The 21,339-nt window shown below is 60.0% G+C and carries 17 protein-coding genes and 6 pseudogenes; 13 read left to right on the plus strand and 10 right to left on the minus strand.

What is annotated here, in order from left to right:
- Window positions 1-24 precede the first annotated feature (24 nt).
- Together IB248_RS23940 and ugpC are read right to left on the minus strand one after the other, a co-directional pair.
- Complete coding sequence (locus IB248_RS23940; RefSeq protein WP_169681661.1) at window positions 25-1,260, minus strand: ABC transporter substrate-binding protein; 1,236 nt, start codon at window positions 1,258-1,260, stop codon at window positions 25-27.
- Window positions 1,261-1,311: 51 nt separating this feature from the next.
- Window positions 1,312-2,388, minus strand: coding sequence for a sn-glycerol-3-phosphate ABC transporter ATP-binding protein UgpC (ugpC, locus tag IB248_RS23945; protein WP_169681662.1), 1,077 nt, complete (start codon window positions 2,386-2,388; stop codon window positions 1,312-1,314).
- Between the two features lie 273 nt (window positions 2,389-2,661).
- Between ugpC and IB248_RS23950 the strand changes: the two genes are divergently transcribed.
- From IB248_RS23950 to IB248_RS31910, 6 genes and pseudogenes are all read left to right on the plus strand, one after another.
- Entirely contained in the window at window positions 2,662-3,693 is a 1,032-nt protein-coding gene (locus IB248_RS23950; protein WP_246733645.1) for a LacI family DNA-binding transcriptional regulator, read from the plus strand.
- 284 nt (window positions 3,694-3,977) lie between these two features.
- Window positions 3,978-4,337: a hypothetical protein gene (locus IB248_RS23955; protein WP_169681664.1), complete on the plus strand. Its 360-nt coding sequence runs from the start codon at window positions 3,978-3,980 to the stop codon at window positions 4,335-4,337.
- Between the two features lie 150 nt (window positions 4,338-4,487).
- Window positions 4,488-5,417 (plus strand): LysR family transcriptional regulator, encoded by a 930-nt coding sequence (locus tag IB248_RS23960; RefSeq protein WP_169681667.1) that lies wholly within the window; start codon window positions 4,488-4,490, stop codon window positions 5,415-5,417.
- A 124-nt stretch (window positions 5,418-5,541) separates the two neighbouring features.
- Complete coding sequence (locus IB248_RS23965) at window positions 5,542-6,423, plus strand: alpha/beta hydrolase (protein WP_169681669.1); 882 nt, start codon at window positions 5,542-5,544, stop codon at window positions 6,421-6,423.
- Window positions 6,424-6,476: 53 nt separating this feature from the next.
- Window positions 6,477-7,457: a carbon-nitrogen hydrolase family protein gene (locus IB248_RS23970; RefSeq protein WP_169681671.1), complete on the plus strand. Its 981-nt coding sequence runs from the start codon at window positions 6,477-6,479 to the stop codon at window positions 7,455-7,457.
- Between the two features lie 386 nt (window positions 7,458-7,843).
- A pseudogene (locus IB248_RS31910) lies at window positions 7,844-8,010 on the plus strand (adenylate/guanylate cyclase domain-containing protein); the annotation flags it as partial.
- A gap of 196 nt (window positions 8,011-8,206) precedes the next feature.
- On the opposite strand, the pseudogene IB248_RS23975 reads toward IB248_RS31910, so the two are convergent.
- Together IB248_RS23975 and IB248_RS23980 are read right to left on the minus strand one after the other, a co-directional pair.
- Window positions 8,207-8,557, minus strand: a pseudogene (locus IB248_RS23975) (FAD-binding oxidoreductase); the annotation flags it as partial.
- 105 nt (window positions 8,558-8,662) lie between these two features.
- Window positions 8,663-9,224, minus strand: a pseudogene (locus IB248_RS23980) (aldehyde dehydrogenase family protein); the annotation flags it as partial.
- A gap of 309 nt (window positions 9,225-9,533) precedes the next feature.
- Here IB248_RS23980 and IB248_RS23985 point away from each other — a divergent pair.
- Window positions 9,534-9,836, plus strand: coding sequence for a thiamine pyrophosphate-dependent enzyme (locus IB248_RS23985; RefSeq protein ID WP_348644133.1), 303 nt, complete (start codon window positions 9,534-9,536; stop codon window positions 9,834-9,836).
- Here IB248_RS23985 and IB248_RS31915 read toward each other — a convergent pair.
- Window positions 9,835-10,133, minus strand: a pseudogene (locus tag IB248_RS31915) (PIN domain-containing protein); the annotation flags it as partial. The gene IB248_RS23985 and the pseudogene IB248_RS31915 sit on opposite strands and share 2 nt — an antisense overlap.
- Window positions 10,130-10,363 carry an AbrB/MazE/SpoVT family DNA-binding domain-containing protein gene (locus IB248_RS23990; protein WP_169681677.1) on the minus strand — a complete coding sequence of 78 codons (234 nt, stop codon included), beginning with the start codon at window positions 10,361-10,363 and terminating at the stop codon, window positions 10,130-10,132. The pseudogene IB248_RS31915 and the gene IB248_RS23990, both read right to left, overlap by 4 nt.
- A gap of 290 nt (window positions 10,364-10,653) precedes the next feature.
- Between IB248_RS23990 and IB248_RS23995 the strand changes: the two genes are divergently transcribed.
- Window positions 10,654-11,616 carry a DUF808 domain-containing protein gene (locus IB248_RS23995; protein ID WP_169681678.1) on the plus strand — a complete coding sequence of 321 codons (963 nt, stop codon included), beginning with the start codon at window positions 10,654-10,656 and terminating at the stop codon, window positions 11,614-11,616.
- A 328-nt stretch (window positions 11,617-11,944) separates the two neighbouring features.
- On the opposite strand, the gene IB248_RS32405 is transcribed toward IB248_RS23995, so the two are convergent.
- Together IB248_RS32405 and IB248_RS24005 are read right to left on the minus strand one after the other, a co-directional pair.
- Window positions 11,945-12,112, minus strand: a complete 168-nt coding sequence (locus IB248_RS32405) for a DUF3422 family protein (RefSeq protein WP_348644130.1) — start codon at window positions 12,110-12,112, stop codon at window positions 11,945-11,947.
- A pseudogene (locus tag IB248_RS24005) lies at window positions 12,112-12,789 on the minus strand (STAS domain-containing protein); the annotation flags it as partial. The gene IB248_RS32405 and the pseudogene IB248_RS24005, both read right to left, overlap by 1 nt.
- A gap of 415 nt (window positions 12,790-13,204) precedes the next feature.
- Between IB248_RS24005 and IB248_RS24010 the strand changes: the two are divergent.
- From IB248_RS24010 to IB248_RS24020, 3 genes and pseudogenes are all read left to right on the plus strand, one after another.
- Window positions 13,205-14,299: an AI-2E family transporter gene (locus tag IB248_RS24010; protein ID WP_169681679.1), complete on the plus strand. Its 1,095-nt coding sequence runs from the start codon at window positions 13,205-13,207 to the stop codon at window positions 14,297-14,299.
- A gap of 338 nt (window positions 14,300-14,637) precedes the next feature.
- Window positions 14,638-14,793: pseudogene (locus tag IB248_RS24015) on the plus strand (SulP family inorganic anion transporter); the annotation flags it as partial.
- A 229-nt stretch (window positions 14,794-15,022) separates the two neighbouring features.
- On the plus strand, window positions 15,023-15,973 hold the full coding sequence (locus tag IB248_RS24020) for a polyphosphate kinase 2 family protein (protein ID WP_192241782.1): 951 nt from the start codon (window positions 15,023-15,025) through the stop codon (window positions 15,971-15,973).
- A gap of 53 nt (window positions 15,974-16,026) precedes the next feature.
- On the opposite strand, the gene IB248_RS24025 is transcribed toward IB248_RS24020, so the two are convergent.
- Window positions 16,027-17,508, minus strand: coding sequence for an alpha-amylase family glycosyl hydrolase (locus IB248_RS24025; protein WP_169681681.1), 1,482 nt, complete (start codon window positions 17,506-17,508; stop codon window positions 16,027-16,029).
- Between the two features lie 30 nt (window positions 17,509-17,538).
- Window positions 17,539-20,328: a glucosidase gene (locus IB248_RS24030; protein ID WP_169681683.1), complete on the minus strand. Its 2,790-nt coding sequence runs from the start codon at window positions 20,326-20,328 to the stop codon at window positions 17,539-17,541.
- 268 nt (window positions 20,329-20,596) lie between these two features.
- On the opposite strand from IB248_RS24030, the gene IB248_RS24035 reads away from it, so the two are divergent.
- Window positions 20,597-20,797 carry a type II toxin-antitoxin system VapB family antitoxin gene (locus tag IB248_RS24035; protein ID WP_169681686.1) on the plus strand — a complete coding sequence of 67 codons (201 nt, stop codon included), beginning with the start codon at window positions 20,597-20,599 and terminating at the stop codon, window positions 20,795-20,797.
- Entirely contained in the window at window positions 20,794-21,177 is a 384-nt protein-coding gene (locus IB248_RS24040; protein ID WP_169681688.1) for a type II toxin-antitoxin system VapC family toxin, read from the plus strand. The genes IB248_RS24035 and IB248_RS24040 overlap by 4 nt, the downstream gene beginning before the upstream one ends.
- Window positions 21,178-21,339 lie beyond the last annotated feature (162 nt).

Genomic DNA, 21,339 nt, shown 5'->3' on the forward strand with positions numbered 1-21,339 from the left:
GACCAGGGGCCGCCCTTCGATTGATCAGCGAAGGATGCGCTTTAGCCGCGACTCGATCTGGCTTGCGCCCTCTTCCGGTGTCGAGACGCCGGCAAGAACAGCGTTGACGGTGGTGCGGATCGTTTCGCTCACCTCGTTGTAGCGAGGGGTAACCGGGCGCGGCTTGGCGGTTTCGACAACCTGGAGCGCATCGGCGAACCAGGGAGCGGCCTTGGTTACATCGCCATCCTTGTAGAGATCGGCGTAGGTCGGCAGCAGCGATGCGTTGATGGCCATGAATTTCGAAACCTCGGGGCTCGAAAGGTAGGCAACGAGCTTCTTGGCATCATCCTGATGAGCGGAGAAGGCTGAAACGCCCCACTCCCAGCCACCGAGGCAGGTGGCGGATTCACCACCCGTCATCGCCGGCAGGCGGGCGACACCAACCTTGCCCGCAACAGCCGATTCCGGTCCCTGTGACTGTGCCCAGGCATAGGACCAGTTTACTGCGAAGACCACGTTGCCGGCCTGGAACTCCTTGCGGGTGTCGTCGGTTGCCACTTCCGCAACGTTCTTCTTGGCAACACCGTCATCGGCAAAGCTCTTCCACAGTGCAAGCGACTTGACGGCCGCATCATGATCAAAGGACAGGCGACCGTTGTTCGTCAGCGCCTTGCCCTGGCTCCAGTACGGCAGCAGGAAGGTGCACACGGCGCCCTCAATGGCTTTTCCCTGGAACGACAGCCCCTGGAGCTCAGGGTTTTTCTCACCGTCGGTGATGGTCTTTGCGGCAGTCTTCAACTCGTCCCAGCTCTTCGGCGGCTGGATGCCGTATTTATCGAGCAGATCCTTGCGATAGTAGAGGAACTGGGCGTCGGCAAAGGCCGGCAGGGCAACGGTCTTGCCACCAACGGTGTTGGCTTCGGCATAGGCCGGCAGGTAGGCGGAAAGATCCTTGCCTTCGACGTCGCTGGTCCAACCGGCGGCGGCAAACTGGGCAGGACGGATGACGTCAAGGATGAGCACGTCTAGGGACGAATCCTTGGCCGACATCACCGTGTTGAGGTATTGCGCCTGCGCTTCCGACGTGTTGCCGCCGGTTTCGATCGTCACCTTGACGCCCGGCGTCTTGGCTTCGTACTGATCGAGCGCCTTGCGCCAGACGTTCGGCTGGTGCTGGCTCGAAATGTAGATTTTCAGCTCCGTATCGGCGAGTGCCGGTGCCGCGAAACTAAAGATCGTGGCGCAGGCGAGAGCGGCAGCTCTAATATTGCAGTTCATGTTTTCCTCCCATTGAAATTCGTAAGGACCAGGTGCGCAAACGCCTGAACGTCAGTGAATGGCGCGCTCGCTGGCGGCGTCGAAAAGGTGGATTTTCGTTGGATCGATGCCGACCGTCAGGGTCTCGCCGACGGTTGGACGAACCTCAGGCGGCATTCGCGCCGTTAAGGTGGCATCCCCCATGGAGAAGTGAACGAGCGTATCGGATCCGAGCGGCTCGACGACCTGAACACGACAGTTCAGGCTCGAACCACCAGACTGGGATTTGATGAAATGCTCGGGTCGGATACCGACGACAAACTCGCGGCCGTCGACGGCGGACAGTCCATTGCCCGATATCGCCGAAAGCGGAAGCTGGTCGCCATTCGGCAGATGCAGGCTGGAGCCCTGCGCCTTCGCCCTGGTGAAGTTCATCGCCGGAGAGCCAACAAAGCCTCCAACAAAGACGCTTGCCGGACGGTTATAGACCTCGTCTGGGGTGCCCACCTGCTCGATATCACCGCCCTTGAGAATGACGATGCGATCGGCGAGCGTCATGGCCTCGACCTGATCATGGGTGACGTAGATGATCGTGGTGCCAATGGTCTGGTGCAGCCGCTTGATCTCGGTGCGCACCTGCCCGCGCAGCTTTGCGTCAAGGTTGGAGAGGGGCTCATCGAACAGGAAAACCTGCGGACGACGGACGATTGCGCGACCCATGGCGACGCGCTGGCGCTGACCGCCTGACAGTTGTCCTGGGCGCCGGTCGAGCAGGTGACCAATTCCGAGCATCTCGGCCGCCTGACCGATCCGCTTGTCGGTCTCCGCCTTGCTCATGCCGCGGACCTTGAGGCTGAAGCCCATGTTTTCACGGACGGTCTTGTGGGGATAGAGCGCGTAGTCCTGAAACACCATCGCGATATCACGCTCGCGTGGCGCCAGCTTGTTGACGACCCGGTCGCCAATTCGAACCTCGCCGCCGGTGATCGATTCAAGACCGGCAACCATTCTGAGTGTCGTCGACTTCCCGCATCCCGACGGGCCGACGAAAACGACGAACTCGCCGTCCTGGATTTCCAGGTCTATACCTTTGACGATGCGCAGCGCGCCGTAGCTCTTGTCGAGCTTGCGTAAACTTACCGAGGCCAAGATTTCCTCCCTAACGCGATGTCAATCGAGCGCACCGCTGTCTCAAAAAGATGGAGCAATCATAGCGCTACGATTTAAGAAGATCAAGAGGCAGCAGCACAGACAGGCCTCACGCAACAAATCCTGTGAATAAAGCCGCGCTATTAAGTGCCTTAACCTACTGTATAAACGTACATTTACTCATTTAATCGCTTGCCACATGTTGCAAGCATCACCGTTCCAACATACAATGTATTTTAGTTTGCAGCGCTACGATTTTGCGAGAGGCAGTCCATGGAAGCCATAAAGCGGCAACGCCGCAAGATGCAAAGCGTCACGATGATGGACGTCGCCGGAAGGGCCGACGTGTCGCCGTCGACGGTCTCGCTTTATCTGCGCAAGCCTGATGCGGTCTCGGCTGCCGCAGGCAGAGCCATCGCAGAGGCGATCGATGCGCTGAAATATGTCCCCAACCTCATGGCAGGCGGGCTTGCCGCAGCATCGTCGCGCGCCGTGAGCGTGATCGTGCCCTCGGTGCGCAATGCATTCTTTGCTGAAACGGTCGCAAGCATGCAGACCGAGCTTGGCAAGGAACGCCTGCAGGTCATGCTTGGCCACTCCGAATACAGCGAGCGCGAGGAGGAAAACCTCGTCAAGATGGCGCTGTCGTGGAAGCCTGCAGCGATTGTCCTCACCGGTCTCTCGCACACCGCCACGACGCGCCGGCTGTTGAAGGATAGCAACGTGCCTGTTGTCGAGCTGTGGGAGCTTGGCGGTGAGCCGATCGACATGGCCGTAGGCTTCTATCATGAACAGGTTGGAAGTACTGCAGCGACGCACCTTGTCCAGCGTGGGCGAAAGCGATTGATCTATATCGGCGCCCGTCTCCAGGAAGACCGCAGGGCCGCATTGCGCGCAGACGGCTTTATCAAGGCCGCCCGCGAGGCAGAGGGTGTCAGCGCCGAGATCGTGGAGCACCCGGCGCCCGCCAGTGCCGCCATTGGAGCAATGCTGCTTGCTGAAGCAATCAAGCGATATCCTGATGCAGATGCCATCGCCTGCTCGAACGACCATATTGCGCTTGGTGTCATATTCGAATGCCAGCGCATCGGCATTGCGATTCCCGAGCGGCTTTCCGTCATTGGCTTTGGGGACCTGAGTTTCAGTTCGGCATGTAACCCGGCACTGACGACGATCAGGCCACCCGGCGACCTGATCGGCACTGAAGCTGCCAGGCTTATCCTGGAAAAGATGAACGGCTCGAGCCGCCCCAAATCACATGTGATTGATACGCGCTTCACCCTGCTGCAAAGACAGAGTAGCTGACCGCTACTCATCTACTCCGCGGGCGGTGGGCTGCCCGATCGCCGATTATGACCAAACCGGCGATCACATGCGCCGTCTCGCCAGCCGACGTCATCTCGCCGATGGTCGACCTGTTGCCATCGACTTCAGCGCGTCAAATGCCGCCTGCCCGCCAGCTTTCCTAACCGTTCTTTGACTGGCTGCGAACGCGCACGGACGATAAGCTCCCCCCGATCAAGAACGCTCCCTTTGCTGCATTGTTTTGCCAATCGTTTTCCTGGCGGCAAATCTGATGGAGAGGAAACATGACGCGCACCAATCCCGGAAAGATCGCCCTCATGCTTGCCACAGGTACAGTGATCGGGTTGACGACCATCCACAACGCCAATGCTGCGGACAGGGTCCGCGTCCACGGGACTGTCGAAAACCTCGATGGCGACAGGCTGACGATCAAGGGCTCGGATGGCCAGGACATTGTGGTCACGATAAGATCTGGATTGAAAGTGCTGGGCGTCAAAAATGCATCCGCCGCCGATGTAAGGACCGGCGACTTCGTCGGGATCGGCTCGCAACCGACAGCCGGTGGCATCAATGGCGCGGTCCTTGGCGGGTTAATACACACATATATACAATTCCTCACCCTCGCAAATGCAGTCCGCGGATAGTCGTTGGTGGCAGTCGCGCCCGGCACCTTGGCCAGATTGCCGGAGAACCATCGCCGCAAGTCTATCGACGGCGACGCTGTTTTGGTTCAGGATCGCGATCGAACTTCCAGGCGTGTTTCTCGGGCGTTTGCCCATTGGTTGGGGCGCGACATGGATCGTCTCGATGCAATGCGTGTCATACTTGCGGTCGTCGATGCCGGCAGCCTGTCGGCAGCCAGCCGCAAGCTCAACGCGCCGCTTCCCAGCGTCAGTCGCAAGGTGGCCGAGCTGGAACGGCATCTCGGCACCAGCCTCATCGTCCGCACCAGCCGGAATATCCAGCTTACCAATGCCGGGCGGGACTATGTCGATGCGGCACGACGGATCATTGCTGATCTTGAGGAGGCCGAGCGGCGCGCCTCGGGCGAGTACGAGACACCACGCGGCGAATTGGCAATTACAACTGCGGTCGAATTCGGCACGGGCATAGCGTTACCGATCGCGCTTGCTTTCATGGACCAATATCCAGACGTCACGGTTCGCTTTCTCGCCGTAGACCGAATGGTCCACCTGATTGAGGAGCAGGTAGACATCGCCATTCGCCTCGGACCACTCGCCGACAGCGCGCTCTACGCCGTCCGGGTCGGTGACTATCGAATGCTGACCTGCGCCAGCCCCCGCTATCTCGACCGACGTGGAACGCCGCGACACCCGCTCGATCTAGCTGACCATGACTGTATCCTCTTTGGCAATCCCTCCAAATTCTGGACCTATCACGTCAGCGGCGAGGAACTGATCGCAGCACCGCGTACCAGGCTTTCTGTCAGCACGGCAGCCAGCAATCTTAAGGCGGCGTTGGGCGGTGTCGGGATCGCGCGTCTTTTCGACTATCAGCTCCAGGACGAATTCCGGTCAGGCGCGCTTGTCCCAATCCTGACCGAATATGATGGCGCGGCGCGGCCCGTACACATCGTCTATCCGCGCCAGGGGCTGCTCCCACTGAAGGTGAGAGCGTTCATAGATTTTGCCGCGCCAAGGCTGCGCGCCGCCTGCTGCGGCAAGCTGCCCGAGTCAACGGGCTTATCGGATTTGAGAGGCTGACTCTCACAATCCCATTCTACCGGCTGATAGCCCGGCGGTGCATATCTTGAACATCCAAACGCCGGCCAGCGGGCAAACGCAATGGCCGCCCAGTCAGCAATTGTCGAAAAACGGGAATGATGACATGTCGCATCACGCAAAACGACTGCCGACCGATATCGGGACCATCCCGATCGATACTGACATTACGCTCCGAAGGATGGTTGTCCATCGTGCGGATCCGAAGGGGACGGTGCTCCTCCTGCACGGATTTCCCGAAACCATCTATGCGTGGAAGGACGTCGCGCCGGCGCTCGCAGACGACTTTGAAGTCCACGCTTTCGACTGGCCGGGCTTCGGCCTCTCATCGCGTCCCCAAGTCGATCGGTTCAGCTATGCGCCCCGCGACTATGCGCGCGTTCTGAAGAATTACATCGATCGCTCCGGTATCGATCGGTCGCAGCTCACTATCTACGCGACCGACATCAGTGCTCTGCCCACCCTCCTTCTGGCGCTGGAGGAGCCTGATGTCGCAAAGTCGCTCATTGTCGGCGACTTCGCGCCATTCAATCGGCCAGCCTATATGTGGGAAAGCTTGCAGGCGCTTAAGTCGAAGCCCTCCTCCGACCAGGTTCGGGCTTTCATGAATGCAAATCGCGAGGAGATCCTGGCAAATACCTTTTTCCGCGGCCTTCCGGAGGAAGCCCGCTACGAAGTATCGCGCGAATTCCGGGAGGATATCGCGGTCGGCTGGGGTCACGGCGATATGACCTCGGTGGACGCCTTCTACCACTACTACTCACAGTTCACGCGCGACCAGGACTATTTCGAGGCGAATCTGGCGAGGCTCAGGACACCGGCAACCGTGGTCTGGGGTAGCGAAGACCTCTACATCAAGAAGGAAATGGGGATCGAACTTGCACATCGAATCCAGGCCGACCTCAAGCTTCTTCCCGACATCGGCCACTACCCGCATCTACAGGCCCCCAGCCAAACAATCGCGGAGATCCGCGGCTCGTTCCAATGACATCATCGTGGGCAGCAAGACACTCGCGCAAACCCGGACTGAAAGTGAACATCATGAATACCATCGTCAAAGCCGCGGCCGTTCAGATTAGCCCGGTGCTCTATAGCCGCGAAGCAACAGTCGAAAAGGTCGTCCAGAAAATCCATCAGCTCGCTCGGAAAGGCGTGCAGTTCGCCACCTTCCCAGAGACCTTGGTGCCCTACTATCCCTATTTTGCCGCCGTGCAAACGCCTTGGCAGCAGCTTTACGGCAACGAATTTCTACGGTTGCTGGAGCAAGCGGTGACGGTGCCCTCACCGACCACAGACGCGCTCGCCGACGCGGCGCGGGAGGCGGGTATGGTTGTGGCGATCGGCGTCAACGAGCGCGATGGCGGCACCCTCTATAACACGCAATTGCTCTTCGATGCCGACGGCACATTAATCCAGCGCCGACGCAAGATTACGCCCACCCATTATGAACGCATGATCTGGGGCCAGGGAGATGGTTCGGGCCTGCGTGCCATCGACAGCAAGGTCGGCCGCATCGGACAGCTCGCATGCATGGAACATAACAATCCGCTCGCGCGCTACGCCTTGATCGCCGACGGCGAGCAGATCCATTCGGCCATGTATCCTGGGTCCTGCTTTGGCGAACCCTTCGCGCAGAAGATGGAGATCAATATCCGTCAGCATGCGCTGGAGTCCGGCTGCTTCGTTGTGAACGCGACTGCCTGGCTCGACGCTGAACAACAGGCACAGATCATGAAGGATACTGGCTGCGAGATCGAGCCGATCTCGGGTGGTTGCTTCACGGCCATCGTCGCACCCGATGGCAGCTTGTTGGCCGAACCCCTCCGCCAAGGCGAGGGCGAGATTGTCATCGACCTCGACTTTTCGCGAATCGACAGGCGTAAGCAAGTGGTCGATGCGCGCGGCCACTATGCCCGGCCAGAGCTGCTCAGCCTGCTGATCGACCGCACCCCTACGGGCTATACCCATGAGCGGCCCACGCATCCGACGATCGACGCCGTCCGCGATACGGCCGGGTCCTGACCCGGTGGTGGTTAACCACCGCGCCTGATTGCCCCACCAACAACAGAGGAGTTCGACATGACCCCGACGTTTCTATTCGGCCTCACCGCCTCGCTACTGGTGATCGCGACTATCGGGCACTTCTTACCGGGGGAAGCTCCGGACGAGTTCGCGGCTGCGGTTGTTGCCTTCTAGAAGAAGAACCCCTGACCGGGTTGGAACGGGGCGACTAGCGTCAAGAATGGCTAGCGCTCAGCCACGTTGGAGTTTTCTCGTCTCATGTGGGAAAAGTTTGGCGATCGATTTGGCGATCTTTACCTGAGCACCACACAAGCGGATGGAGTAGCCAGGGCGCCCACCACGTGATCGTCTGAGCCGAAGAATTGCGGGGCAACGTCGCCGCGTATTGCGGCATTTCAGCCCAGGTTCACGGCGAGATCGTCGGCAAGATCGGCGACCGGTTCTTTGATGGAGCCGGACGTTACCTAAAGAACCCTGTCTCGCCCGGTCCACGTGGCATTGGCCGGATGCGCTGCAGAGCATATTGCCGCTGCCCGAATGTTCCGCGATCGCTGACGGGTCGAAAGCAATTTCGATGCCTTCGACATGCGTCCGTGATTGCGCTAGGTGGCTTTCGGCAGTTCCCCGTCAGCTAGCCCACCGGTCGCGATAACCCCAGGGAGTGTGCGGATCAAATTCTGCATCGCCCAGAAGCAGGGGCCCGAACAAGATGGGGTGGTTGCCGTCCTCCCCTAGCGGCATCGCCCGTCGGCGTTGGTCGACAGATTGCCGCCGACCTGGCAGCTGCCGCGCGAGCCGAGATCGATCGGCAGAAGGAAGCCCGCTCCCATGGCGGCGCGTTGCGCCACCTGGAGCGGCGTTCCGGCCCTGACCGTCATCGTGGCCGCGGCCGCATCGATCTCTTCCACGCCGGAAAAACGCTCCATGGAGACGGCGACGTCTCCCTCAGCCGCGTTGCCGCCGCCGGCAAGGCCGGTCAGCCCACCTTGAGGCACGACGCTCTGACGATGGCGGTTGCAGATGGCAAGGACGGTTGAGACCGCCTCCACGCTTGCCGGACGTAGCACCGTTTTTGGCAGCACGCGGCCGGAGAGAGACACGCGGCTGCTGAAGGCGTGTGCCGTTTCGACATCGGAGACGCCGTGACGCCACTTTCAGACTCTCAATGGACGACGCAGTGGCAAAGGCGCACACCAAGGCGAGCCCTAAGCCTCATCCGGGCAATGAACCGTCTTCACTTCCAGAAAGTCCTCCAGCCCGAACATGCCGCCTTCGCGGCCGTTGCCCGATTGCTTGTAGCCTCCGAAGGGGCTGCCGTAGCGGTGCGGGCCGCCGTTGATGTGGACCATGCCGGCACGGAGGCGCGAGGCGACGCGTTCCCGGTTACCGGTCTGGACGTAGGCAGCAAGACCATAGTTGGTGTCGTTAGCGATCGCGATCGCTTCTTCTTCCGTCTCGAACGGCATGATGGCGAGCACCGGTCCGAAGACCTCCTCGCGGGCGATGCGCATGCCGTTGTTGACGTCGGCGAAGATCGTCGGTTTGACGAAATAACCCTTCTCGAAGCCCGCGGGCTTGCCGGCGCCACCGACGAGAACGCGCGCCCTCGGCAATGCCGGCCTTGATCAGGGTCTGAACGCGGCCGTACTGGATGTCGCTGACGAGCGCCCCGATGTGGCCGCCCTCCTCCGCCGGATTGACGACCGAAGCCTTGCGCCCAACGCGCGCGGCGATCTGCACCACCTTGTCATGGACCGACTCCTGCACATTGCGACGATGGTCATGAGGATCGTAAAGCCCAGGCCGATGAACGTGGTCGATGCGAACAAGTATTCCCGCACAACCGACCAATCGATCGCCGCACGGGCGAATGCGTTGGTGATAAAAGCAAGGAAGGTGACCGCCAGAACCAACTGGATCAGACGGAGCGGCCGAAGCCGACGGATCTTTGTGGCGGTCGCAACATTGAGCCGCGGCAACGTGGCCGCGGGTATTCCGATCCGCGGTTCATTCAAGGTTTCGACGGCCACTGGCGTTACTCCGCCGTATTGATCGTGGGCTGCGGACAGGCCGCAGATCGGCGCGAAGCTTGCCTGCCCTGACCGGCCGGTCATTTCGTTGATGGGCGACGGCGGGCTTCAGTTCAGTCTTCCCGAAATGGGATCGGCCACAGAGGCCGGTGTTCCTGTCATCCTGATCCTATGGAACAATCGGGGCTACGGCGAGATTGAGAAGGCTATGGTGTCCAACAAGGTCGAGCCGATCGGCGTCCGGATCTTTACGCCCGATTTTTCGAAGTTGGCCGCTGTCTATGAATGGGACTACGTGCAAGCCTCCAATCTTGACGCGCACAGGCGGCGTTCCATTCGCCGCCGATAAAATCCGGCAGGACTCCCGTACGAGAACCACCGGCTCGACGATACCGTGTGAATACTTTTCCGGCGAGAAATAGCGCGGCTCCCGGAATGGGCGCGACGACCAGTCCCGCTTCGTCTATGAACGCATCATCAAGTTCCTCGATCCGCTCATAGCGAACCGCAAGTTCGGCATGAACTACATCATTGATCAACAATGGACCGGCAAGATGGCCGTCTCAAGTTGCTCGACCGCCCAGTCTCCCCAGGTCGAGTCATTGGTCACAAGGTCGAGCAAGGCATTCGTGTCGACAAGCTTCACGCTTCACCACGCGTGAGTGCCATGATCGCATCCGTATCGAGCCCTTCTCCGGCATGCCCCCGAAGCTTTTGAAAGCGGCTGGCAGGTTGCTGTCCATCAGCCCTTGTCAGCACTATGCTACCATCCACAGCTCGACGGAAGTCGACCTCGCTTCCGGGCACAATGCCAAGCAGTTCTCGCACCGCTTTCGGGATTGTCACCTGCTCCTTGGCTGTTACTGTCGTTGTCATGCTGTGCGCCTCGTTACACGTTGCGAACATGGAATGTGCGTTCGCAATCCTTACCTATACTCGCACGCCGTGCCCGTTCCCCAAACGACCGGCGGAGGTCGGCTTCCCCGACATTTTTGGGCGAGCCCACCGCCCTAGTCCGCCGGACTTTCCTCATCAGACAAACGGTGGGGTCGCGGCGGCGGGAGCCCCTCCGAAGCCGCGTTGCGACAAAGTCATTGCGGTACGCTATCCAAACCGAAATTGCTCCTAGATAGTTCCACTGTATCTGGACGAATGGAAAAGCACCTATGGCAACTGGACTTCTCGCACTGCTCGATGACGTGGCGGCAATAGCGAAACTTGCGGCTGCGTCGCTGGATGATGTCGCAGCTCAAACAGCAAAAGCAGGTGCGAAAGCGGCGGGAGTCGTGATCGACGATGCAGCGGTAACACCGAGATACGCGGTTGGCCTGTCGCCAGCGCGAGAATTGCCAATTATCGCTAAGATCGCCCTCGGATCCTTGAAGAACAAGCTTCTCTTTCTTCTGCCGGCGTGTATTTTTCTCGGCTACTTTGCGCCTTGGGCAATCACGCCGCTACTGATGGTCGGGGGCGTTTATCTTTGCTACGAGGGAGCCGAAAAGCTCTATGAAGCGATTGCCCCACACGACGCGCACAAGCATGAGGCGGAAGAGATGGGAACACCCGACCCGGTCGCGTTGGAGAACCAGAAGGTTGCGGGCGCAATCAGAACGGACTTTATACTCTCAGCAGAAATCATGGCACTAACCCTCGCGAACGTCGCCGCTTCCAATATCTACACGCAAGCTGCTGTCCTGGCGTCCGTCGGCATCCTCATCACCTTGGCCGTCTACGGCGTTGTCGCCCTCATTGTGAAGGCGGACGACATAGGGCTCGCGCTCGCTACTTCCTCAGTCGGCTTGGTCAGAGCGTTCGGCCGCGGCCTCGTTATCGGCGTGCCCTTGTTTCTCAGCATCCTCGCAATGATTGGGACCGCCGCCATGCTCTGGGTGGGCGGCAGCATTCTCGTCCACGGAATGACCCACCTGGGCTTCCATGGACCTGAACATTTCATTGACACGATTGCAGTCGGCGTCGGTGCCGTGTCGGCATATCTCACGGGGGTTCTGCACTGGACGACCACATCCGCGCTTCAGGCAGTGCTGGCGATTTTGATCGGCGGCATGACCATTGTGTTGGTGCATGCGTCGGCCCGGTTGATCAGGCGGCTCCGACCTCAAAATCCGTGAATGGGTGTCACTTAATTCTCTCTGGGTGAACTCTGACGAACCGCGATCGGTTTCGGGCGCGCCGTTCGAGCTCCGTCGAGACAGAGGCCCACCCGTAATCGCTGTCGCTGGCGACGTCGCTTTCGAGAAGCGGCCAAGTGGGTCTCTACGGCCGACATGGAGGCGCAAAGCCGTTATAGCCCGAGACACCTTGGTCTTGAAGGGACCAGAACCTTCGACCCACCATTTCATTGCGGGCTCCAGCGGCCCGGGCTTCGGTTTTTAATGAATCAAGATTCACTTCACAAAGTACGCTTGACACGCACGATCAGCAGCGCGACGGCGCCAACTAGAATCGGAATCGACAGGAGTAATCAAAGGGCTGACCCGAAGACCAACATGCTCGGACGACTACCTTCAAAACTCCGAGGAGATAATAGCCAATCGCGATGACGGAGAAGCCCTCCACCTCCCGCTGGATCTTACCTGAGTGGCAGCACGCTAGGCCGGCAACCACTACGCCGGCCCAGTCTTCGGCCGCGCCGTACTGTTCATGTCTTTGTACTGTTCTATCGCAACACGTACATTGAACAAAAGACGGTGTGGGCCAAGTTGCTTGTCCAATCCGGACTTGCGAACTATCTCGAGCACGCCCGGGTTCAATCCCACGAGCCAAACCGTCACACCCTCTCTCACCGCGCGCTCATCATTTTCGATCATCATCTGAAGAGCTGAATATTCGATGTCGGAAACGCGGCTCATGTCGATGGCCAGCACACGAGGCTTGTGCTCTGTGACCAAGGCCCCGATCGGTCACGTCCTGCGCATTGATAAAGAAAAGACGACCTTCCGGACGCACGATTAGCAGTCCCTCGAAGGCTTCGTCGTCGGGATGCTCGAGAGAGACGGGGCGAAGCACGTCAGCCCCGCGCTTTTTTCCGATCACTGAGACGCGCGGATGCGCCGCCTGGTAAGCGAGGGTGATGAGCGACAGGATGATTGCGACGATGATGCCCTGCAATGTACCGAATGTCAGGAGACCGACCGCCGCATGCCCACCAGAACTCCATCGCTCGGATCCGCCGAATTTGTACAAACTCTGCCGGCTTGGACGATCGCCGCCAGGACGGCATTCGGCAGGAGTCCGAGGATCGGCGCGAACAACAACATCGTGGCCAAGGCCGCAAGCCTAGTCTCTGATCAGCGACGCGGTCAATGCCCGAAGAGCGGGGCTTGGGTCGGGCGCAGGCGCACCGGAGGGGCGGCTGCTATTGCTGGCGCGCGTTACAGTTTGCCGATCCTAGCGTAGGGTCGGCCGCTCGCCGGCATCCACACCAGCGATCGTATCTGGATGCTTCGGGGCAACCTTGGTATAGTGTGTACCTCCTGAGCCAACGGTAGGGTCGCTCTTCTGTGGAAAATCCCGTTACTGCGATCTCATCCCGTAGCGCGCTTTTGCGAACCCTGATGCCGGCACACGCAGCGCTGTCGCTGGCGGAATCGTCCCTGGACCGTCGCGATCTGGTCAAGTGCATTGGCAGGATCCGCGCGGGAGCCGCGACGATGGGTGATCCCATGCCTTCGACGGTTTCTCTGACGGGAGACCAAGATGCCCGATGATACGACTCCTGCCGGCGGCACCCACCGTCAGCTCGGGCTTGGCACAGCCGGCCTGATTGAGCGCAGCATCACTTTGCTGATGGTCATGGTCCTGCTTGTCGGCGTGCTCGCGATATTGAAGCCCTTCGCCGCCGCCATTCTTTTCGGGGCGACGTTGGCGATTGCCGCCTGGCCCTTGCGCCAATGGATGATCGGCCGGGGTGTCGGGCCTCGCCTGACTGCAGCGCTGCTTCTCCTGCTTTCGCTTCTGGTGATCGTGTTGCCGGCACTGATCATGGCTCCGGTCCTCACCGACGAACTGAAGGCGTTCACGGAGAGCGTCGAGAACTACTTCGCGGCAACACCACAACGTCCCGGCTGGATCGAGAACGTCCCCCTGATCGGTGGCAAACTTGCTTCTGCATGGGATGGTCTACTAGAAGCGAAGGGTGACGTCGCCACTGCACTTGCACCCCAATCCGAGATTTTGCAGCGGTGGCTAATCACGGCGGCGCGTGCGCTTGGCGACAGCGTCGTCCAGATGATCCTGGCGCTGATCGTGGCAACCATGTTTTGTATCAACGGGAGCAAGCTGGTTGAAGAACTGGATAGCATCGTCGTCCGGCTGGGCGGGGCAACGGCGCATACCAGCCTTCTTGCAGCCGCCGGCGCGGTTCGCAGCGTCTCCTATGGCGTGATCGGCACAGCTCTCGCGCAGGCAGCGCTACTGGTGCTCGGCCTGGCACTCGCAGGTGTGCCTGGTGCGACCACGCTCGGCTTCGTCGGCCTACTGCTCTCCATCAGCCAGATCGGAGCCCCCCTCCTGGTGCTGATCTGGGGTGGTGCGGCGTGGTGGCTGTTCGGACAGGGCCAGGTCGGATGGGGGAGCTTCATGGTCGCATGGGGAGTTTTGGTCAGTATGGTCGACAACGTTCTCAAACCATGGCTGATCGGTCGCGGCATTCGAATGCCTATGCCTCTGACGATCCTGGGCGTCTTTGGTGGCTTTATCGCCTTTGGCTTCCTTGGTCTGTTTATTGGACCGACGCTGCTTGCTGTCGCTTTCGTCCTGCTGCAAGCATGGCGGACGAGCCCGCCCGGCTAACAACTGGCTTCCAATTGGATCGCGGCAAAGGCGAGTTACCGAGGATTACCGCGTAAACTTCCAGAAGATGTCGTCGGACTTCGTCTCCTTGGAGCAAAGCGGAATCGGAGGCGTCGATGCAAGTGCTCTAGACATCAACATGGACGCAGAAACGCGCAAGAGGCGCGGCGCCTTGCCCGCATCTGGGACAGCGGTGGGTCAAATGCGTTGGCCGGCGAAATATGATATACTCTTGCATATTACGAGGAGGTCAACCTGCCAGATGTAGCCGAAAAGGCGAGGTCGACAACAATGATGGGGGGTGAAAAAGGTAAGTGGCTGACGCAACCCAAAACCAATTGGCGCGCTGGCTGCCGGGGTTTCAATTTCTTCGTCAATACAAGGCTGACTGGCTTTTCCATGATTTTGTTGCAGGGATCGTGCTGACCACCATGCTGGTGCCGGTCGGCATCGCCCATGCCGCAGCGTCGGGGATACCTGGAATTTACGGGCTCTAGGCGACGATTGTCCCTTGTTAGCCTATGCGGTGTTTGGCGTATCGCCGTCGACCGAGCCGGCTCCATCAGGCGCAGTTCGGGCCGACAGCGAGGGCCGGTGATTCCTCGGAGCAACGCCGGCTGGCACTTGCAACAGGAAATTGCGGAATGTCCACGCCGCTGCACGAATGCGTGAATGCTGACACAACAAGGATGTCGACTTCGGTTACCAAAATGGGAGCATGTCATGGCAGAGGACAAGATGAAACTGGATGTGGATTTTGACCAGAAGCGTGAGATCCCTGTGGGGGACAGCGGCCGCGTACGCTTTCGTTTCCGCGACATTGCCGTGGAGCCCGGAAAGTCGGTTTCGCTTAAGGATTTCGACCCGGATTTTACCGGCGGCTATGACGACAAGGCCGGGGCGCTCGAAAAAGTGGCGGCAAACGTCGACCGCCTGTCTGCGATGCAGGAAGTTCTCTATGCCCAGGATAACTACGCCCTATTGATCATTTTTCAGGCCATGGACGCGGCGGGCAAGGATGGCGCGATCCGCCATGTCATGTCCGGGATCAATCCACAGGGCTGCCAGGTCACAAGCTTTAAGGCGCCGTCGGCGGAGGATCTAGATTATGGCTATCTTTGGCGCGCATCAAAGGCGCTGCCAGGGCGCGGCATGATCGGCATTTTCAACCGATCCTACTACGAGGATGTTCTGGTTGTCAGGGTTCACCCGGAACTGCTTGAAAAGCAAAAGCTTCCGGCACGCGCTCGCAAAGGAGATATCTGGCAACGCCGGTTTAAGGAAATAAACAATTTTGAAAAATATCTTCGGCAAAACGGCACAATCGTTTTGAAGTTTTTTCTCAATGTCTCCAAGAAGGAGCAGAAGAATCGCTTCCTGGCGCGGATAGACGAGCCAGAAAAGAACTGGAAGTTTTCACCGGCGGATTATGCAGAGCGAAAACACTGGGACGACTACCAAAAGGCGTTCGAGGATATGCTGGAAAACACCAGCACGGAGTGGGCTCCCTGGTTCGTCATTCCGGCCGACAACAAATGGTTTGCCCGGCTGGCGATTTCGGAGGTGATCTCCGAGGCCTTCGAGAGGATCGATCTGCAGATGCCTGTGGTCAGTGAAGCGCGAAAGAAGGAACTGAGGCAGATACGAAGCCAGCTTCTCGACGAAGAGGACTGATGGCGCGGCTCTGTCGCTGGCATGTTGTCCGTCGCCACCCCGTGCCTGTCGCTTCAGGGCAGCGCGGTGATTTGAAACACGTGGTAGCCCCACGGCGGCAGATCGAGATAGAGCCCCCTTGAGACGAGGGCGCTCCCGTCGCGGTCATAGCTGGCGAGACCCATCAGATCCTTGAGCCGCACCGCTCGACCGGCCAGGTCGGGGAACGGGAGCTGGACAAAACACTGGCTCTGGTTTGGAGCATAGTTGACGACGATCATCTGCCGCTGGCCGTCATTCTTCTCCCAGGACCAGGAGATGAAGCAATCCGACGTCCAGTTGCCCTCCCAGGCCGGCACGCAGTCGAGCAGACGCCACTGGCCGTCGCGGACGATCGGCTCCCGGAGCACTGCCAGAAGGTCTTCGTAGAACTGCTGGCAGGCCTCACTCACCGGCTCCAATGGCGCACGGATCAAATGCGGCGAGATGCGCTTCTTCCGCCCCTCGAACTGGCCCTGATGAAAGAACCGCAGTCCAGGCGAAAGGAAGGTCACAATCGCCGCGGCTTGGTGCATCTCGGGCGTGAAGGTCGCAGCGACCCGGGGCTCGTCGTGGTTCTCCAAAAACCGAGCAAGCTTCTGCTGGTAGTCGAGCCCCGCGTACAGATGCTCGCGCACCGGCCGCGCGTGGCCCTCCCGCAGGCGATCGTAAAGCCGCTTGTCGTAGGCGTAGTCGAAGCCCTGCTGCTGCAGCGTCCATTCCATGTCCCAGTACACCTCGGCCATGAAGGTAAACCCCGGGAATTGTTTGCGGACGCGTTGCGTCGCTTGCGGCCAGAACGGCTCGGCGTGGATGTGCCACGTCCGTTCGAATATCTCCGGCAACACCAGCATCGCCATGTCGCAGCGGACCCCGTCGCACTGCTTGGCGATGCGCAACAGCTCGCCGATCATCGCGTGCTGCAAGTTCGGATTGCCGTAGTTGAGCTGCAGCGTGTCGGGCCAGCCGTCGAAATACGGGTCGCGGCCGTAGGCTAGCACCAGCGGCCCTTTCGACGTTCGCACGCGGCAATAGTTCTGCGGTGCCTTTGCGAAATCGGCGTCGCTGCCGTGGACGAAATAATCGGGATGCTGTTCGACCCACGGGTGATCCGGCGCCATGTGATTTGGCACGAAGTCGAGCAGCAGCCGCAGGCCACGCTGCTTGAGCCGTTCGCGCAGGCGCGCCAGCGCAGCATCGCCACCCAGACTGGAGTGCACGGTGTAATCGGCTATGGCGAACCCCGATCCTGCGATGTCTGTCTCGCGCAGGTCGGGCAATGTCTCCTCAAACTGGTGGCGCCAGTCCAGGTTGGTGCGAGATACACTTTGTGCCGCTGGACCGGTCTGCCAGACGCTTAGCAGCCAGATCCAGTCGAACCCCATCTCGGCAAGGCGCTCCAGCTCAGTGTCGGGAATGTCATCAAGCGTGGCCGGCCGGCCGAGCCCTTGGGATAGCTCGGTAAGCCAGACGCGCGTGTTGATCTGAAAGAGCGAGGGATGGAATCCCGTGTTCATCTCAGTTCCCTCTCCGCAATGGCTGCTCCTCTATCCGCTGCCTCGCGAGGCAGCTCCATACGCCCGTTCCCGGACGAGGCGGTCCACGAACCGCCGTTTCTCCTTCTCCTCCAGAATGTCGGCGGCGCTGGTACGGCCGAAGAGGTCGAGCAGGCGCGCGATCACGCCCGTCCAACCAGTCTGGTGACTCGCCCCGAGGCCCGCCCCATTGTCCCCGTTGAAATACTCGTAGAAGAGGATGAGGTCGCGCCAGTGCGGGTCCTCCTGAAACTTCGCGGTCCCTCCATAGACCGGTCGACGGCCGTTCGCGTCCCTCAGGAAAGTGCTCGTGAGCCGCTGCTTTATCTCCTGAGCCACCTCGAAGAGCGTCATGCGGCGACCGGAGCCGGTCGGACACTCGACCGTGAAGTCGTCGCCATAGAAACCGTAGAGATTGAGGAGCCCACGCACGATTAGCGCGTTGACCGGCATCCAGACGGGGCCCCGCCAGTTCGAGTTCCCGCCGAACATCCCCGTGTCCGATTCGGCCGGTAGGTAGGAGACGCGGTGGGCGTCACCCCCGACATGAAGAACGAACGGGTGGTCCTGGTGGTAGCGGGAGAGAGAGCGGATACCGTACGGGCTCAGGAACTCCCTCTCGTCGAGCATATAGCCGAGCACCCTCTCGAGGCGTTTCCTGGACAGCGGCGAGAGTAGGCGGCGCCCGGCGTAGCCGACAAAGCCGTGCTCGGTTGGAGCGACCTGCGCCACGACGTCGGGATGGCGCTCCCTGAAAAGGTTGACGAGTTCGCGAAGCTTTGGAAATCGCTCGAAATCGTCTGGGCCGAAGATTGTGGAGGCGCAAAGCGGGATCAGCCCTACCATCGACCGGACCTTGAGGCGGGTCGCCGATCCGTCCGGCAGCCGCAGCACGTCGTAGAAGAATCCATCCGTCTCATCCCACATCTCGTCATTGTGCTCGCCGATGCGGTCCATTGCGTAGGCGATCCACATGAAGTGCTCAATGAACTTGAACGCCGCCTCCTCGTAGACGGGATCGTGGTCGGCGAGTATGAGAGCGATCTCGATCATGCTCTGGCAGTAGAACGCCATCCAAGCGGTGCCGTCGGCCTGTTCGAGCGACCCGCCGGTCGGGAGCGGCGCGCTGCGGTCGAAGACACCGATGTTGTCGAGGCCGAGGAACCCGCCGGCGAAAACGTTCCGGCCATCGGGGTCCTTGCGGTTCACCCACCAGTTGAAGTTGAGCATGAGACCCTGGAACGAGCGCTCCAGGAAGTCGATATCCTCCCGCCCGAGGGCTTGCTCCGTCCTGTAGAGAAAAAGCGTCGCCCACGCATGCACGGGCGGATTGACGTCGCTGAAGTTCCACTCGTAGGCCGGGATCTGCCCATTCGGATGCACATACAGGCTTCGCAGCATGAGGAGGAGTTGCGCTTTTGCGAAGTCCAAATCGACGAGCGCGAGCGCGAGCGTGTGGAACGCGAGGTCCCATGCAGCGTACCACGGGTATTCCCACTTGTCGGGCATGGAGATGATATCGCCATTGAACATGTGGAACCACTCGGCGTTGCGCATCCGCCGCCTGGAGGTTCCGACGAGAGGATGCGCCTCGTGCTCCTTGAGCCAGGTGTCCACGTCGTAGAAGTAGTACTGTTTCGACCAGAGCATCCCCGCAAGCGCCTGGCGGTGGACCCGCCGCTCGTCCTCGTTCAGCGACCCGGGGGTAATCCGCTGGTAGAACTCGTCGGCATCCTTTTTGCGGGCGGCCACCGTCGCATCGAAGCTCTTCGCGAACGGCCTCGCCGGCAGCCTTGCTGACAATCGCAACCGGACGATCGAGGCACCGCCCGCCGGCACGTCGAGGATGTAACGCGCCGCGGCCTTCGTGCCGGTCTTTTCCGGGTTGATGGCCCCGGTGTCACCAGAAACGACGTATCGGTGGAACGCGTCCTTGACGAACGGCGTCGGGTTCGGCTGCCCCCAGAGGAAGGAAACATTGCTCTCGTTCTCTGTGAAGAGAAATTCCGGACGTCCGTCGCACGCGAGCGTATAGTCGCCGACCTCGGGGTGCGAGGCGCAGATGGTCCCACAGGCTTCCCGCAGGAGCGGCTTGGCCCCATTTTTCCCCCACGACCACGTGTTGCGGAACCAGAGCGTCGGCAGCACGTGGAGCCGCGCGGCCTCGGGCCCCCGGTTATGCACCGTCACCTGGATCAGCATGTCCTCCGGGTCTTCCTTGGCATACTCGAGGAAAACGTCGAAGTAGCGGTCGTCGTCGAAGACAGCGGTATCGAGCAGTTCGTACTCGAACTCCTCCCTCGACCGGTGCCGGCTGGTCTCGACGAGGTCCCGATAGGGGAACTCCCGCTGGGGGTATTTGTAGAGGTACTTCATGTAGGAGTGCGTAGGAGTCGAGTCGAGGTAGAAGTAGTATTCCTTGACGTCCTCGCCGTGATTTGACTCGCTGTTCGTGAGCCCGAACAAGCGCTCTTTCAGGATCGGATCGCGCTCGTTCCAGAGCGCGAGCGCAAAGCACAGCCGCTGGCCGTCGTCCGAGATGCCGCCAAGGCCATCTTCGCCCCAGCGATAGGCCCGCGAGCGCGCCTGGTCGTGAGTGAAATAGTTCCAGGCGTCGCCCGACTCGCTGTAGTCCTCGCGTACCGTGCCCCACTGCCTCTCGCTCAGATAGGGGCCCCATTTCTTCCAGGCGCCCCCCGCCTCTCTGTCCTCCTCGAGGCGACGTTGTTCCGCGACAAGGACGGACCGCGACGGCTGCGCCGGCTCGGCTTGCGCCCTTGCGCCCGATGGACCATTCGACATAGTTCGGCCCCCTCATTTTCCGTGGTACGCATGCGCGGTGTTCTGGCTCGCGGCATGTGTTCATTGTAGCGGAAATGCTGGGGGTCATGTTGACATTTAGCGGAGAGCTTTGGCCGGCAACGCAAAGCGAAGAATTTCAAGGCCCCAGAGGACTGGTCTTGAGCGGAATCGAACTCGCGCCCCCATGGATCAGAACACCACGTCGCTATTAGGCATCGATTTTAGCACCAAATGGTGCTATGTATTCAATAAGGCGCGGGAGATGGAAATGCGATCCACCATAAATCTTGACGACAACCTCCTGGAGCGAGCCAAATCGCTGACAGGCACGAAGGAAACGGCGGCTCTTGTCCGTCTGGCGCTGGAGACGCTTGTGCGCGTTGAATCTGGCAAGCGGTTGATCGCTCTTGGCGGCTCTATGCCGAACGCCGAGGCTGCCCCTCGTCGCCGGAGCGAAGTGGCCAAGTGATCCTTGTAGATACCTCAATCTGGATCGACCATTTTCGGTATGGAGACGCCGACCTGAAAAAAATCATCGAGGATGACCGTCTGCTCTGCCACCCTTTTGTCGTTGGCGAATTGGCTCTAGGCAGTCTGCGAGAACGAGATGCCGTTATCGCGTTTCTCTCGGCTCAACGGGAAGCCGTGATCGCAACTCATGCAGAGGTAATGACTGTCATTGAGCGCCACTCAATATTCTGTATGGGGATTGGCTACACTGATGCGCATCTGCTGACTTCAACACTCCTTGACCGAAGAACCAGCTTGTGGACGCGAGACAAGCGCCTAGCGGCCGCAGCGCAGAAGGTTGGTGCGCCGGTTTTTCTATCCGCGCAAATGCCCAACTAGTATTGAAGCGATGCACTCCCTCAGCATTTTTACAATTGATGGGAATCGAACCGCTGGCGCATTCTGCGCTTTCTCGTTTCGCCACTTGGTCCAAAGGATAGAAAGGGGAGTAGCGCGTACCTTCTCCCCAAACGGCGACCGATGCATTCTTCCCAGACAGCA

This window comes from Rhizobium sp. RHZ01 (assembly GCF_014851595.1).
GTDB lineage: Bacteria > Pseudomonadota > Alphaproteobacteria > Rhizobiales > Rhizobiaceae > Rhizobium > Rhizobium altiplani.

Coding starts and splice junctions, on each gene's coding strand:
- IB248_RS24035 (WP_169681686.1), top strand. CDS start 20,597: ATGCGATCCACCATAAATCTTGACGACAACCTCCTGGAGCGAGCCAAA.
- IB248_RS23940 (WP_169681661.1), bottom strand. CDS start 1,260: ATGAACTGCAATATTAGAGCTGCCGCTCTCGCCTGCGCCACGATCTTT.
- IB248_RS23965 (WP_169681669.1), top strand. CDS start 5,542: ATGTCGCATCACGCAAAACGACTGCCGACCGATATCGGGACCATCCCG.
- IB248_RS24010 (WP_169681679.1), top strand. CDS start 13,205: ATGCCCGATGATACGACTCCTGCCGGCGGCACCCACCGTCAGCTCGGG.
- IB248_RS23970 (WP_169681671.1), top strand. CDS start 6,477: ATGAATACCATCGTCAAAGCCGCGGCCGTTCAGATTAGCCCGGTGCTC.
- IB248_RS24030 (WP_169681683.1), bottom strand. CDS start 20,328: ATGTCGAATGGTCCATCGGGCGCAAGGGCGCAAGCCGAGCCGGCGCAG.
- IB248_RS24025 (WP_169681681.1), bottom strand. CDS start 17,508: ATGAACACGGGATTCCATCCCTCGCTCTTTCAGATCAACACGCGCGTC.
- IB248_RS23950 (WP_246733645.1), top strand. CDS start 2,662: ATGGAAGCCATAAAGCGGCAACGCCGCAAGATGCAAAGCGTCACGATG.
- IB248_RS23960 (WP_169681667.1), top strand. CDS start 4,488: ATGGATCGTCTCGATGCAATGCGTGTCATACTTGCGGTCGTCGATGCC.
- IB248_RS23990 (WP_169681677.1), bottom strand. CDS start 10,363: ATGACAACGACAGTAACAGCCAAGGAGCAGGTGACAATCCCGAAAGCG.
- IB248_RS23995 (WP_169681678.1), top strand. CDS start 10,654: ATGGCAACTGGACTTCTCGCACTGCTCGATGACGTGGCGGCAATAGCG.
- IB248_RS24020 (WP_192241782.1), top strand. CDS start 15,023: ATGGCAGAGGACAAGATGAAACTGGATGTGGATTTTGACCAGAAGCGT.
- IB248_RS23955 (WP_169681664.1), top strand. CDS start 3,978: ATGACGCGCACCAATCCCGGAAAGATCGCCCTCATGCTTGCCACAGGT.